Here is a 14,982-nt window from a genome sequence, read left to right on the forward strand (position 1 = left end):
GCCCGAGCACGGACTGGAGGATCGCTCCGCCGCACCTGTTTCGTCGCCGCAACACTCAGTTCGAGTTCCGCTTCAACAAACCGTAAACCAAGGAATTTCTGGTTCCTTAATTTTGTGCGATGGTGTAAGAATATCCCCACGCCTACCCTCCATCAAGGTTTTTATACGACATGGCACAAAAAAAGATTACCGAAGGAAAAGGTCGCGGCCGCCCTCGCGCGTACGACCCGCAGACTGCGCTGCAGCAAGCGCTTGGTGTGTTCTGGAGCACCGGCTATTCCGGCGCTTCGCTGGACAGCATCGCCACGGCAGCGGGCATGAATCGCCCCAGCCTCTATGCCGCATTCGGCGACAAACACGCGCTCTACATAAAAGCGCTTGAGCAATATTGGGAATTTGCTGCGGCGGCGATGCATGAAGCGCTGACGGACACCACCCTGCCCCTGCGCGATGCCTTGATGCGTTTTTACGAGGGGCAGCTATCGATCTACTTCTCGGGTGACGGCCAACCGCGCGGCTGTTTTGCGATTGGCACGGCGACCACCGAAGCGGTCGAGGATGCGGAAATTCGTGAAGTGCTTTCCGAGCGGCTCAGCAGGCTCGATGCCGATCTGGAAACACGCCTGCGCACGGCCATTGATTCCGGCGAACTGAAAGCCGACGTCGACGCCGCCGCCCTCGCCGTCCTCGCGTCTTCCTTGCTGCACAGCATTTCGATACGCGCGCGGGCAGGCAAATCCCGAGAGGAATTGACGGAACTGGCACGCAATGCGGTCGGGGTGATGTGCGGTGCGTGAAGGACTTGAAGACATCCTGGCGGAACATCTGGCGGTGATTTTCTGCGGCATCAACCCGGGCATGACGGCCGCCGCTCAAGGGCACCACTTTGCCGGACGAAACAATCGTTTCTGGCGCACGCTCCATCTGGCAGGCTTCACGCCGGAGGAGGTGCGCCCGGAAAACGACCGGACGATCTTGAATTATCACTGCGGATTGACGGCCGTGGTGGATCGGCCCACGGCGCGGGCGGATCAGTTATCCCTGCACGAATTCACCGCCGCCGCCGCGAGTTTTGAACAGAAGATCGCTCGCTATGCGCCACGCTACGTCGCGTTTCTCGGCAAGTCGGCGTACAGCGCGCTATCCGGCCAGCGAACCATTGCCTGGGGGCTTCAGGCACACACCTTTGGTAATGCCCAGGTCTGGGTCCTGCCCAACCCGAGCGGGCGAAATCTCGCCTTCACCCTGGACCAACTGGTGGCCGCGTACCGCCAACTCTGGTCGGCAGTGAATTAGCCTGCACCGAGGGCATGCACGGCAATGCCCTCTACCCGGCGTCGATCAACAAAACTTGCGTTCAGCAACCGTAAGCTAAGCTTAGAGCAGCTTATTGCACACGATGCTCGCGTCTGCAGGTTTGGGGTTGTTCTGGAGAGCGTCTGCAACAGCTATTTCAGACAGGCCCAACCTATTCACGCAGGACTACGTGATGACCGAGCCCCTCCTCAGTTTTGATCAACTCAAACGTGCTGCCGCCTCCGGCGAGATTGATACTGTTCTGGTTTGCATGGTCGACATGCAAGGCCGACTGGTCGGCAAGCGATTCCAGGTCGAGTTTTTCATCGACAGCGGCCACGAAGAAACCCACTGCTGCAATTACCTGCTGGCCGACGACATCGACATGGAACCCGTGCCGGGGTACGCCGCCGCCAGTTGGAGCAAAGGCTACGGCGACTTCGTCCTCAAACCCGACATGTCGACCTTGCGGCGGGTGCCCTGGCTGGAATGCACGGCGCTGGTACTGTGTGATGTCCTCGATCACCACCATCGGCGGGACCTGCCGCACAGCCCGCGGGCGATTCTGAAAAAGCAGATCGAGCGACTGCGCGAACGCGGCTACACCGGCATGTTCGCCTCGGAACTGGAGTTCTATCTGTTCGACGAGAGCTACGAGGCCATCCACGAGCGCAACTACCTCAAACCAAAAACCGCCGGCCACTACATCGAGGATTACAACATCCTCCAGACCACCCGCGAGGAGCCGGTGCTGCGGGCGATTCGCAAGCATCTGCAGGCGTCCGGCATTCCCGTGGAAAACTCCAAGGGTGAATGGGGCCCGGGCCAGGAAGAGATCAACATTCGTTACGCCGATGCGCTGACCATGGCCGACCACCACGTCATCATCAAGCACGCCTGCAAAGAGATCGCGCAGCTGCAAGGCAAGGCGATCACGTTCATGGCCAAGTGGCGGTATGACGCCGCCGGTTCCAGCAGCCACATTCACAATTCGCTGTGGGACAAAAACGCCAAGAAGCCGCTGTTCTTCGACGCCAAGGCCGAGTTTGGCATGTCGAAGTTGATGCGTGCCTGGGTGGCCGGCCAGCTGAAATACGCCAACGACATCACCTGCTTTCTCGCGCCGTACATCAACTCCTACAAGCGCTTTCAGGCCGGCACCTTTGCGCCGACCCGTGCGGTCTGGAGCCGCGACAATCGCACCGCAGGCTTTCGTCTGTGTGCAGAAAGCAGCAAATCCATCCGCATCGAATGCCGCATCGGCGGCGCCGACCTCAACCCTTATCTGGCCTTTGCCGCGTTGATCGCTGCGGGGCTGGCCGGTATCGACGAGAAGCTCAACCTCACGCCGCCCTTTGAAGGCGATGCCTACGTTGACGAACACTTGCCTGAAGTGTCGAAGACACTGCGCGAAGCCTGCGCCGCCCTTCAGGGCTCCACCATGTTGCGCGAGGCATTCGGTGATGAAGTGATCGACCACTACGTGCACACCGCCGAGTGGGAGCAGAAAGAGTACGACCGGCGCATCACCGACTGGGAATTGCAGCGCGGTTTCGAGCGCTATTGAGACCGCCATCATGACTGCAACGATTCAACTCATTTCACCGGTCGATGGCCGGGTCTATGCCGAACGTCGCTGCGCCGATGCTGCGCAGATCGAGCAGGCGCTGGCGGCTGCCGCAGCGGCCCAGGCGCAATGGAAGCACCGACCGCTGAACGAGCGCGCCGACTTTTGCGGTGCCGCCGTTGACGCGATGCTGGCCATGAAGGACGAAATCGTCCCGGAACTGGCCTGGCAAATGGGCCGCCCCGTGCGCTTTGGCGCGGGCGAACTGCGCGGTTTCGAAGAGCGCGCCCGGCATATGATCGCCATTGCACCCGAAGCGTTGGCAGCCATTGAACCCACGCCTGTCACCGGTTTCCGCCGCTGTATCAAGCGCGAGCCGATGGGTACGGTGCTGGTCGTCGCCCCTTGGAACTACCCCTATCTGACGGCAGTGAATACGATTATTCCGGCACTGATGGCCGGCAACAGCGTCATCCTCAAACACGCCTCACAAACGCTGCTGGTGGGCGAACGGTTCGCCGAAGCGTTTCGCCGCGCCAATCTGCCCGAAGGCCTGTTCCATAACCTGCTGCTCAATCATGACCAGACCGCCGCAATCATTGCCTCTGGCCGCGTGCAGCAGGTGAACTTCACCGGCTCGGTCGGCGGTGGCAAAACGATGGAAAGCGCAGCGTCAGGCCACTTCCTCGGCCTGGGCCTGGAACTCGGCGGCAAGGACCCGGCCTACGTCCGCGCAGACGCCAACCTCGACCACGCGGTGGAAAACCTGGTGGACGGCAGCTTCTTCAACTCCGGGCAAAGCTGCTGTGCCGTCGAGCGCATTTATGTCGATGAAAAAATCTACCCGGCGTTTGTCGAGCGATTCGTCGCGCTGACGAATCAATACGTACTGGGCAATCCATTGGACGAAGCCACCACACTCGGTCCGCTGGTCAATCCGGGCGCGGCTGAATTTGTGCGCGGGCAAATCGCCGATGCGCTGGCCAAGGGCGCAACAGCGCTGATCGATCCGAAGGCCTTTCCCCTCGACGCACCCGGCAGCGCCTACCTCGCGCCCCAGGTGCTGGTCGATGTCAGCCATCACATGTCGGTGATGCGCGAAGAAAGTTTTGGTCCAGTGGTCGGCATCATGCCGGTGACCAGCAATGACCAGGCCATTGCCTTGATGAACGACAGCGAGTTCGGGCTCAGCGCTTCCGTCTGGACTCAGGACCTCGCCGCCGCCGAACGCTTGGGCAACGCGATCGACACCGGCACCGTGTTCATGAACCGCTGCGATTACCTGGACCCGGCCCTGGCCTGGACCGGTGTCAAGAACAGCGGTCGCGGCGTGACGCTATCGCGCCTGGGCTACGAGCATCTGACCCGAGCAAAATCCTTCCATTTGCGCCATGAGATCTGAGCCATGAGCCTGACCGGAAACTGGAACTACCCCACGAGCATCCGCTTCGGTGTCGGTCGCATCGGCGAACTGGCCGAGGTCTGTCGCAGCCAGGGTATCCAGCGACCGTTGCTGGTCACCGACAGCGGCCTGGGGCGCGCGCCGATCACCACGGCGGCTTTGGATTCCTTGCGTGCCGCCGGCCTCGGCGTCGCGCTGTTTTGCGACCTCAAGCCCAATCCTGTCGAAGCCAACCTCGCAGGCGGACTCGATGCCTGGCGCGCCGGCAAACACGATGGCGTGGTGGCTTTTGGCGGCGGCAGCGGCCTGGACATGGGCAAGCTCATCGCTTTCATGAGCGGCCAGACCCGGCCGGTCTGGGATTTCGAAGACATCGGCGACTACTGGACACGCGCCAACGAGAGCCAAATCGCTCCGGTTATCGCGGTGCCGACGACGGCGGGCACCGGTTCGGAAGTAGGCCGCGCAGCGGTGATTATCGATGAACGCACCCACACCAAACGCATCATCTTCCACCCGAAAATGATGCCGCGCGTGGTCATCAGCGACCCGGCCCTGACCGTCGGCATGCCGGCCAAAGTCACCGCCGGCACCGGCATGGACGCCTTGGCGCACTGCCTGGAAGCCTACTGCGCGCCTGGTTTTCACCCACTGGCCGATGGCATCGCAGTGGAAGGCATCCGCTTGGTGGCCAACGCGCTGGTGCGGGCAGTCCACACCCCGTCCGATCTCGATGCGCGCGCGCAAATGCTCGCCGCCGCCGCGATGGGCGCCACCGCATTCCAGAAAGGCCTGGGCGGCATGCACGCCCTCTCGCATCCGGTCGGCGCGCTGTACGACACCCATCACGGCATGACCAACGCCACCTTCATGCCCTACGTACTGCAATTCAATCGCCCCGCCATCGAAGAACGCATCACGCGCCTGGCGGCTTATCTGCGTCTGCCCTCGCCCGGCTTCGACAGCTTTCTGGCCTTCATCCTCAAACTGCGCAAAGACATCGGCGTGCCGCACACGCTGGTCGAGTTGGGCGTGGATGACCAACAGGCCGACCTGATCGCGGACATGGCCATTGTCGACCCCTCTGCTGGCGGCAACCCGCTGCCATTGACCCGGGCTGGCGCGGCAAGCATTTTCGACGCGGCTTATCACGGCCGTATCTAGAGCAGTTGTCTGTCCAGACATGGGCATGGACAGGGTGTACCGGTTGGAAAAGGAGCAGTACGACAAGGGGTTGAAAGCCAGCCCATCCGGGACACGGATGGATGCGTATCAAAACCTGAAGGGGCACACAACATGAAGCCAGCAAGCCAAGCCGGCACCAACGCGTCGCACGACGATGACGTCAAGGTGCTGCACAGCATGGGCTATGCCCAGCAACTCTCGCGACGAATGGGCGTTTTCTCCAACTTTGCCATTTCCTTTTCGATCATCTGCATCCTCTCGGGTGGCATCAACTCACTCGCCCAGGGCACCTCGGGCGCGGGTGGTGCGTCCATCGGCATCGGCTGGCCGGTCGGTTGCCTGATCTCCGGGGTCTTCGCCATGGCCATGGCGCAGATCTCATCAGCCTACCCAACCGCTGGCGGCCTCTATCACTGGGGCTCGATTCTCGGGAACCGCTTTACCGGGTGGCTGACGGCCTGGTTCAACTTGTTGGGGCTGGTGACCGTGCTCGGCGCGATCAACGTCGGCACTTACTACTTCTTTTTTGGTGCTTTCGGACCCGCATTGGGGATGGAAGACACCATCACGACACGGATGATTTTCCTGGCGATCCTCACGGGGTTGCAGGCCTTGTTTAACCACCTGGGGATTGGCCTGACCGCGAAGCTCACCGATTTCTCGGGCTATCTGATCTTCGCCACTGCACTGGCGCTGACCATCGTCTGCCTGATCTCGGCGCCCAGTTATGAGTTTGCCCGGTTATGGACCTTCAGCAACTACTCCGGCGAAGCAGGCGGCAACGTCTGGCCGCAGGTCTCGAACGGCTGGATCTTCATGCTCGGCCTGCTCTTGCCGATCTACACCATCACCGGTTATGACGCCTCCGCGCACACCTCCGAAGAAACCCGCAATGCCGCCCTGTCCGTGCCACGGGGCATGGTCATGTCGGTGGTCTGGTCGATGCTGTTCGGCTGGGTGATGCTCAGCTCGTTCGTGCTGATGCTGCCTAGCATGGACGAAGCGGCGAAGCATGGCTGGACCGTGTTTTTCTGGGCGATGGACACGCAAGTGAACCCGACGGTAAAAACGGCGCTGTACGTGGCCATTTTCATCTCGCAATTCCTCTGCGGACTGGCGACCGTGACCTCGGTCTCGCGCATGATCTTCGCCTTCTCCCGCGACGGAGGCCTGCCCTTCTCCAGAGCATTGTCATCGGTCTCGCCAACCCTGCGCAGCCCGGTGGCGGCAATCTGGACCGGCGCCACCCTCGCGGTGTTGTTCGTCTGGGGCTCTTCGGTGATCTCGATCGGTGAAACACCGGTCTACACCATCGTCGTGTCCTGCACGGTGATCTTCCTGTTCTTCTCCTTCATCATCCCTATCGTGCTCGGCCTGTTCACCTACGGGACCTCGAGGTGGCCAACCATGGGACCGTGGAACATGGGACGCTTCTGGTTCACCGTGTTCGCCCTCCTCTCGATCCTGTCGATGGTGATCATCTTCGTCATCGGCATCCAGCCACCGAACGATTGGGCGCTGTACATCACCATCGGCTTTCTGGTGCTGACGGCGATTGTCTGGTTCGGTTTTGAAGCCCGCCGCTTCCAGGGGCCGCCGGTGGGCGACGTGATCATCAGGCGTCAGGCCGAAATCGCTGCGGCGGAAGAGGCGCTGAACAAACGTTTCGGAGACTGATACCACCACCATAAAAACGGGACGCCAAGCGTCCCGTTTTATGAAAACAGATAGATCAGGAGTTGTTTAATAAACTGACATTCACTTCCTACAGGCACTGATAGCTTCGACAACGCCCACAAAGCCACTACCGCCTGAGCCTGTTCCCCGGCAGCAATCCCGAGGTGTGTTGGCGCTGTGCGGGTACCGTCGTCGATTACAGCAGAGGAGTTTTACGCTGCGTTGGGTTATCAGAACATCCGCGACGAGTTCCATGGGGCTGAGCACACCATCGTTATGGAAAAGCGGCTTGAGGCTACCCCCCTAGTCGCTCAGTTTGCGGGCACGGTGATCACAGGCGTTTGTGGCGCCACGCCCGTTTCGGCCAGCGAAAACAGTACAAGAATAAACAAGAACTCCGATTTGGATTTCATGTCACGGTCATCGATCCAGAACCAATAGTCGCGATAGCGAACGGCTGCATAGGCATCGATTGGCCGCTCCCTGCTTGAGTGAATGCGCACTAATGGTTCGTCCCATGGGCTTGGATGCTCAGGCGCGGCAGGCGCCGGGTTTGCACGTCCTTCTTGCACATGGGCAGGTGGAACCTCGATGGTAGCGGCCAGCTCCACGAAGATTTCCGACATGGAACGAGTGAGTAGCACGACCTCGGTATCATCCTGCTGCACCATGCCGAACTTTAGATTCAGCTCGCTGGCATCGGGGCTCAAGTGAAGGAGTTCGCGCACCTTTCGGCGATCGTTCTCGATGTCGTCGGAGACGTCCCGCGAGATCAGGACGAGCATGCTTTCATCGTTGCTTCGTTGATTGATGCGCATCCCTAGCGACTCAGAGCGCTGGATCCGTCTGAAGGCCTCCAGTAACTCGTAGAAACGCGGATCTGCTGCTCGAAAACGCGAGGGGGATGTGGATCGGTTATAGACACCATTAACGGCGCTGGTGGTCAATTGCAGGACGCGATCAATAGGATAGCCGGCCTGAATCAGGGAAAACACGGCAGCCGGCGATAGGGGCTGCAGTAAATAGCGAGAGAATCTCTCCCCGGAAAGCGGGGTGTAGCTGATCGTCGGACGATCCGTGTACACCCCGGATGCCCCTATGGCCTGGCTGTTTCCATCGCTGGGAAGTCCAGAATACCAACTCGCTGCGAGGCTGACCTGGCTCTGCATCGCACTGGAGGCGATGACCGAGGAAACCTCGAGGAACACGGGCGCATCTGCGTAGCGTAATTTGACGATATTGAGCAGTGTCTGTTCTTTCCAGGTCGAGGCAATAACTGCACTGTAATCTGTACGGTCACGTTGAATCGAGTTCGGTCCCATCGTTGTGCACCCGGTCACGCAGCAGGCAACGAAGAAGAGCGCTACTTGACGAGTACGGCCCGGCAATAGCCTGGTCTTCGCCGTTGAAAGATCGTGATCCATGACCTTGCCTCACAACGTATTGTTCTGTTGCACTGGGCAATCGGGTTCAGCACGCGAGGTAATGATCTGCGCACTGGATCGGTTTCATAAGTCTTCTTCTCTCAACACTTTGATGCGCCCCGATTTTTCAGCGGCCACCAACGAGGCATGGTCTTTCGCGTTTTGCTTGGCGTAGCTCTGGGCAAATTCGCCAATAGCCAGATCGAAGGTGTCCGACTTGCCCAAATAGCCGCTGATGAGCGCAGCATCCCCGGATTTGGCGTGGGCACGGGCCAGTGTGAGACCGCACAACTCGGCATACAGCTTCATCTGATCGACCGTCGCGCCTTCGACAGGGGCCGCCATTTTCATGTCTCGCAACTGCCGTACGAAGAAATGCCGGCCATTTTCCCCCTGTGTCCAGCCCAGGAAAATATCGCTGGAGGCCTGCATCAGGCGTTGCCCGGTGACCACGCGCTCACCTTGATTCTCAAAGTCACTCTTGCCCGCAAAAGGAGCCAACACCGAAGGACAGGCTTCCTTGAATTGAAGGAGCAACGGGTGATTTTCAGCAGAAAAGAACAGGCCGACAAAACAATAGGTGCCGACGCTTCCGATCCCGACAGCCTTGACGACAAAGTCTTCGAGACGGTAACGATCGAACAGCACACGCCGTTCAAGCGGTAGCGATAATCGATAGTCTTGCAGCGCCACCTGCACACGTTGTGCAAAGTCCTTTTCATAGATATGAAACAGTATCGGTGGCTGATCGAGCAGGCGTCGACGTCCCGCTACTACGCTGCTGATTGTCGGATAAAGGTATTCGCCGATGCGTGCTTTGGCCTTGGCAATCAGCTGAACTCGGTTCTTTTTGATTTTGGCGTTGGGGGCCATGTCGATGATCGTTTGAGCGTCCAGGCGGTCATACCAGACGTCCAGCGGGCTCATCTTCGACAGTTTGCGCAGGCGCTCGCGGTAAGCACGAACACACTGGACCGCTATCGCCTGGGCGTCTTTGTCGCTGAGCCGGTTGTCACGGGCAGCCACGACGAAACTGATTGCGAGGCGTTTTACATCCCATTCCCAAGGGGCTGGAAGCGTTTCGTCGAAATCGTTAATGTCAAAAATCAGGTTGCGTTCAGGAGTGGCAAAAAGTCCGAAGTTCAAAAGATGACAATCCCCGCAGGCTTGGACTTGAATGCCTGTGTTCGGCGTATTAGCCAAGTCATGAGCCATCACCCCGGCAGAGCCACGCAAAAAGGTAAACGGGCTGCGTAACATGCGCCCGTAGCGAACCGGAATCAGATTGGGCAGGCGATATCGGTTAGACGCTTCCAGGATTTCAATAGGGTCGCGGTGTTTACGCTTCGGCTTCCAAACGGCGTGAAGTGCGTGCGGCACGCTCTCGGATAAACGCTCACCTGCTTCCAGTCGTTCCTTGCGCGAGCGAAAAATCGGTTCATCGTTCTCCATGCCTTTTGCGTCCTTCAACGTACCTTTGATAGGACTCTGCTTGTTGCGAGACATGTCCGCTCCTTTGTTCTCTGGGGCACCATTGAGTCAACCACGGTTGTAATGAGCCATATCAGGGCAAGGCCGTAGCCATTGTTCATCAAAACGCTAACACCAGATGGCATTGGCATTTCTGACAAAAATCAATGCAGCGACGGGAAAAGCGTTCAGTGATGGGATGCCTTCAAGCAGATGTGCCAACGCCCGGATCTACCGGGCGTTCGATGGAAAAATAAATCCGTCCCCTTTTTTTGCCTTTTTTTTCCTCTCACACTTCCCCCCACGCAACAGCGGCATTGTCATCGTAATGGGGGCAGATCCGATCGTGATACGAACAGTGCAAGCACGGCAGCCACCAGAAGAAATAGTCCACTCGCGATGAACGTAGCCTGGTAGCCAGCTCCGTCATAAAGCAGCCCACCCAGCGTCGCGCCGAGTGTGATAGCCAACTGAATAACCGCCACCATCAAACCGCCTCCGGTTTCGGCATCACGGGGAAGCGTGCGTGATAGCCATGTGAACCAGCCCACAGGCGCGCACGTAGCAATCAGGCCCCACACACCCAGCAAAACGGCTGTCGCCCACATCGAGTTGCCGAAGACGAGTAGAGCCACAGCAATCCCCGACATCAGCAGTGGAATGATCATCAGCACTCGATTAAGGCTTCTGTTCAACACCGGGCCGATCACCATGGTGCCCACCAATCCGGCCATTCCGATAATCAGCAATAGCAGTGACAGTCCAGACACATCAACGCGGGTCACCGACTCTAGAAACGGACGCAGATAGGTGAATAACGCGAACTGCCCCATAAACAAAAATGCCACTGCGGCCATGCCCAGCGAGACGTTGGCGCTACCTAACAGCCGAAACACATCAAGTGCAGATCCAGACTCAATTTGCCCAGGCATTTTCGGCAGCGTGAATGCTTGCCAACAGAGCGCCAGAGCGGCAAGCGGAACCACGCAGAAGAATGCACCTCGCCAGCCGATCAGCCCGCCCATGAAACTGCCAATGGGGGCTGCGACTGCAGTGGCGAGTGCGGTACCGCCCTGAATCAAAGCGATGGCTTTAGGCACAAAACTTTCGGGAGCAATCCGTATCATGACGGCGGTCGACATTGACCAACTGCCACCAATGGCGATCCCCAAAATGGCTCGACCCACCATCAGTGTCGAGTAGTTCGGGGCAAAAGCGACGAGCGTGCCAGAGGCAATCATCAAGGCCGTCAGGAAAAGCAAAACGGGTCTTCGGTCGAGCCGGCGAATGACTGAAGAGATGAAAAGGCTGGTGACAACCGCGAAGAGGCCGGAAATTGAAATCGCTTGTCCGGCCTGCCCCTCTGTCAGCGCGAGATCCGTCGCAATCGGTGTGAGCAAGCTCACCGGCAGAAACTCCGATGTCACCAACGCAAAGGCGCACAGCGACATCGCCAGGACGGCGCCCCATACCTGTCGGCTCGCGGCTTGAATAGGTAAGGCAGTGCTGCTCATCTGATTTCCTTCAATACGTAAAGCGCCAATGCCTGTTGAGAGCGCATGGCCTGATAGCCCAACGATCAGTGTCACTTAAGGTTGGTTTGGAAGAACGAGGTCAGCTTGGCAAACGGGATAAGATCGACCCGGTCATAGAGATCCACGTGGCCCGCACCTGGAATGATGACAAGCTCTTTGGGTTGACCAGCCAGACGATAGGCCTCTTCACTGAACTCACGGGAGTGAGCGTTTTCACCGGCGATAAACAGCATCGGACGTGGCGAGATCGTCTCGATATCGTTGAACGGATAGAAATTCATGAACTTGGTATTGCTGGCCAGCGTCGGGTGAGTGGTCAGTAACGGCGACTGCCCTTTGGGGGTGAACTCACCGCGTGGCGTGCGGTAGAAATCGTAGAACTCGCGCTCGATAGCGTTGGACTTGTCCGTCAGCTCATGGACAGTTCCGCTGGTGTACTGGGTTTCGCCCCCGATGAACTCGACATAGCGCTGCTCGGCAGCAGCGGCGATCGCTTGTTTCCTCTGCTCGACAGTGACGGAATGCTTCAGGCCATTTCGATTGGCCGCGCCCATGTCGTACATGCTGACCGTGGCAATGGCCTTCATCCGAGGGTCGATCTTGGCAGCGCTGATGACGAAGCTGCCGCTACCGCAAATGCCCAGGACACCAATCCGGTTCCGATCAATGAACGTCTGTGTGCCAAGGTAATCAACAGCGGCACTGAAGTCCTCAGCATAAATTTCTGACGAGACCGCGTTGCGCGGTTGCCCATCGCTTTCGCCCCAGAACGACAGGTCGATGGCAAGGGTCACGAAACCTTGCTCCGCCAGTTTCTGGGCATACAGGTTCGAACTCTGCTCTTTGACCGCGCCCATGGGATGGCCAACGATGATCGCTGCGCTTTTGCTGCCTGGTTTCAAATCTTTAGGAACAAACAGATTCCCTGCAGTTTTCATCTGGTACTGATTGTTGAAGGTCACCTTCGTCATCGTGACCTTCTCACTTTTGTAAAAATTATTGGCTCCGTTAGACATGTCGGCTCCCAGTGCAGAGAGCGACGCCATCAGAAGGCCGAGCAAGATAACGAGTTTTCTCATGTGCTGCTCCCATCAGTGAATAGGTGCTGATCGACATGGTTGCCGGGCCTGGATCAGCGGATCGTGTGGGCTCTGCCTGTGACCACAGGTGAGGCTTGCCCTATTCTCTGGGAATACGCAGTGCTTGATAATCTAATGAAAGCTTGTTGAAGTTATAAGCACAGCTAATCAATTGCGATAGGCAGGCTCCGATGCCACGACATAATTTGAACGACCTTCTGGCCTTTGTGACGGTCGCCAGGGAAGGCAGCTTCACCCGAGCGGCCGCCCTCTTGGGTGTCACGCAATCCGCCCTGAGCCAGACTGTTTCCGGGCTTGAAAAGCGCCTGAAAATTCGCCTACTGACGCGTACCACTCGCAGCGTTTCGCCGACGAGCGCGGGGGAACGCCTGATGCAAGCCATTGGTCATCGTTTTGACGAGATCGAGGCTGAACTGGATGCTTTGACCGAACTTCGTGACAAGCCTGCGGGCACGGTGCGCATTACCTGCGGCGATTTTGTCCTGAAGACAATTCTCCTTCCGCGACTCACGCCTTTGCTCCTTGAATACCCCGATATCAAGGTTGAGTTTGATATCAACTATGGCTTCCGGGACATCGTTGCTGATCGCTTCGATGCGGGCATCAGATTCGGCGACACCGTCGATAAAGATATGATCGCCGCGCCTATCGGACCTGAAGTACGGATGGCTGCGGTGGCATCGCCTTCGTATTTCGCACGCAACAGCATGCCCAAGAAACCGCAGGATCTGGTGAATCACACATGCATCGACATACGCTATCCAACCCTTGGCGGAGTTGACGCCTGGGAATTCGAAAAGCGTGGTCGAAAGATCAACGTGCGTGTCGTGGGCCAGGTCATTGTGAATACCAGCGCACATGTCCCGGCAGCGGCAGTTAACGGTTTGGGCATCGCATACTTACCGGAGGAAGAATTTGCACCGCACATTGAAGAGGGCCGCTTGGTGCGGGTACTGGAAGACTGGTGCCCTTTATTCCCGGGTTATCACCTGTACTACCCAAGCCGTCGTTTGCCGACTCCAGCCTTCTCGCTCGTTCTGAATGCTCTACGCGGTGAGGCTTTCTATTAACGCGGCGGATGGGATGGGGGTTGTGTTGGATCGAATGCGGTTACCGCCTTTGATGCAGGGCATTGGAAGGCGGGAACAACGACTATCGGGCGGTAAAATCTCTAAACGAGGGCATTACGAGCGGCCCTTGGGCTTGGACGAAATGTGCGGGTATCGTCTTCCGACACATTAGCGTGCAGCGTGTCGGGATAGACGGTGGCGCTGGAGCCAATGCAGATCGACCCCAGCACCTACGGCCCGGTTTGCCCGGAACGGCCGCCCAGGATTACTTCAGTTTCGCCACCATGGCCACGGCGACTGCCTTGGCCGACTGTGGGTTCTGGCCGGAAATGACTTCGCGATCTTCGATCACGTTCTCGCTCCATGGCTTGGCTTCGGAGAAGTTAGCACCGGCTGCCGTCAGGCCATCCTGCGGGAACAGTTTCATATGGCCGCCGCCGAGGAAACCTTTGGCCTGCTCCTCTTCCGCGTCGGTGAAGGCGGTGACTTTGTAGCCCTTGTAAATCCAATTGGCTGGCGCTGCCGGCTGTTTGCCCGATTCCAGTGCGGAGACAAAACCGTGCGCATCCGGGATCGCCGACAACATGGCTATGGTGCCATGGCAGGTGAAGCCGGTGATCTTGCCTTTTTCATGGAAGTTGGTCAGCAGTTGGCCCAGTTGCTTGTCCTTCAGCAGATCCTGCATCGGGATATGACCGCCAGGCACGAATACGGCATCGAACTTGTCGTAGCCGATTTTCTGAACCTGCGCGAAGCTGATTGCCGGCGAGCCGCTCTTCGAGGTCAGCTTCAGCGTGTCCAGCAGCGCAAGACTTTCCTGACGGGCCTTTTCATCGCCGCCCCAGAAGCTCACATCATTGGATTTCTGGTCTGCGGTTGGCGCCTTGCCGCTAGGGGTGGCAAATACGACGGTTTGACCCGCCTCGATGAAGGTCTGCACCGGTTGCATTAATTCGTTCAGGAAGAAGCCTGTTTGCATGACCTTGCCGTCTTTCAGGTCCAGTTGAGCCTGATCCGACAGTACAACCAATACCGTGCCGGCGTTGGCATAGTTAGCAGCAGCGGTTAGCAGGGCGGCAATAATGGTTTTTTTCACGCGATTCTCCAGTAGCAATGGTTTGTTGGCGCCATCTTATTACTAGAGCAGAGAGTGATAGAGCCCCTGAATTGAATTTCACTTATTACACTGGGTAATCAATAGTTGGAGCTTGCTGTCGCTGAAGTGCTAGGCCTGTGGTTGAAATTTTCTCGGTGAA

12 protein-coding genes and 1 pseudogene are annotated in these 14,982 nt (G+C 58.1%); 8 read left to right on the top strand and 5 right to left on the bottom strand.

Translation table 11 applies throughout. The features are described from left to right. Window positions 1–170: 170 nt before the first annotated feature. The 7 genes and pseudogenes from BLU63_RS31360 to BLU63_RS31390 form a co-directional block, all read left to right on the top strand. The gene (locus BLU63_RS31360) at window positions 171–797 is read left to right on the top strand and encodes a TetR/AcrR family transcriptional regulator (RefSeq protein WP_010459018.1); all 627 of its coding nucleotides are present in this window, start codon (window positions 171–173) and stop codon (window positions 795–797) included. After that, window positions 790–1,296: a G/U mismatch-specific DNA glycosylase gene (gene mug, locus BLU63_RS31365; protein WP_010459017.1), complete on the top strand. Its 507-nt coding sequence runs from the start codon at window positions 790–792 to the stop codon at window positions 1,294–1,296. The genes BLU63_RS31360 and mug overlap by 8 nt, the downstream gene beginning before the upstream one ends. Before the next feature lie 193 nt (window positions 1,297–1,489). After that, on the top strand, window positions 1,490–2,863 hold the full coding sequence (locus BLU63_RS31370) for a glutamine synthetase family protein (RefSeq protein ID WP_083377134.1): 1,374 nt from the start codon (window positions 1,490–1,492) through the stop codon (window positions 2,861–2,863). Window positions 2,864–2,873: 10 nt separating this feature from the next. Continuing rightward, window positions 2,874–4,265: an aldehyde dehydrogenase family protein gene (locus BLU63_RS31375; protein WP_083377135.1), complete on the top strand. Its 1,392-nt coding sequence runs from the start codon at window positions 2,874–2,876 to the stop codon at window positions 4,263–4,265. Window positions 4,266–4,268: 3 nt separating this feature from the next. Next, window positions 4,269–5,429 (top strand): iron-containing alcohol dehydrogenase, encoded by a 1,161-nt coding sequence (locus BLU63_RS31380; protein WP_083377136.1) that lies wholly within the window; start codon window positions 4,269–4,271, stop codon window positions 5,427–5,429. Window positions 5,430–5,561: 132 nt separating this feature from the next. After that, window positions 5,562–7,127 (top strand): amino acid permease, encoded by a 1,566-nt coding sequence (locus tag BLU63_RS31385; RefSeq protein WP_083377137.1) that lies wholly within the window; start codon window positions 5,562–5,564, stop codon window positions 7,125–7,127. 168 nt (window positions 7,128–7,295) lie between these two features. Beyond that, window positions 7,296–7,418: pseudogene (locus BLU63_RS31390) on the top strand (GNAT family N-acetyltransferase); the annotation flags it as partial. A 20-nt stretch (window positions 7,419–7,438) separates the two neighbouring features. Here BLU63_RS31390 and BLU63_RS31395 read toward each other — a convergent pair. From BLU63_RS31395 to BLU63_RS31410, 4 genes are all read right to left on the bottom strand, one after another. After that, entirely contained in the window at window positions 7,439–8,551 is a 1,113-nt protein-coding gene (locus BLU63_RS31395) for a hypothetical protein (protein ID WP_083377138.1), read from the bottom strand. Window positions 8,552–8,635: 84 nt separating this feature from the next. Further along, window positions 8,636–9,811 (bottom strand): DUF2252 domain-containing protein, encoded by a 1,176-nt coding sequence (locus BLU63_RS31400; RefSeq protein ID WP_306461189.1) that lies wholly within the window; start codon window positions 9,809–9,811, stop codon window positions 8,636–8,638. Window positions 9,812–10,341: 530 nt separating this feature from the next. After that, window positions 10,342–11,535, bottom strand: coding sequence for an MFS transporter (locus tag BLU63_RS31405; protein ID WP_010459004.1), 1,194 nt, complete (start codon window positions 11,533–11,535; stop codon window positions 10,342–10,344). Window positions 11,536–11,606: 71 nt separating this feature from the next. After that, window positions 11,607–12,635 carry an alpha/beta hydrolase gene (locus BLU63_RS31410; RefSeq protein WP_083377139.1) on the bottom strand — a complete coding sequence of 343 codons (1,029 nt, stop codon included), beginning with the start codon at window positions 12,633–12,635 and terminating at the stop codon, window positions 11,607–11,609. A 191-nt stretch (window positions 12,636–12,826) separates the two neighbouring features. Here BLU63_RS31410 and BLU63_RS31415 point away from each other — a divergent pair, with 191 nt between their 5' ends. After that, window positions 12,827–13,726, top strand: coding sequence for a LysR family transcriptional regulator (locus BLU63_RS31415; protein ID WP_010459000.1), 900 nt, complete (start codon window positions 12,827–12,829; stop codon window positions 13,724–13,726). Between the two features lie 265 nt (window positions 13,727–13,991). On the opposite strand, the gene BLU63_RS31420 is transcribed toward BLU63_RS31415, so the two are convergent. Next, the gene (locus tag BLU63_RS31420) at window positions 13,992–14,822 is read right to left on the bottom strand and encodes a type 1 glutamine amidotransferase domain-containing protein (RefSeq protein ID WP_083377140.1); all 831 of its coding nucleotides are present in this window, start codon (window positions 14,820–14,822) and stop codon (window positions 13,992–13,994) included. Between the last annotated feature and the right edge of the window lie 160 nt (window positions 14,823–14,982).

This window comes from Pseudomonas mandelii, from assembly GCF_900106065.1.
Taxonomy (GTDB): Bacteria; Pseudomonadota; Gammaproteobacteria; order Pseudomonadales; family Pseudomonadaceae; genus Aquipseudomonas; species Aquipseudomonas mandelii.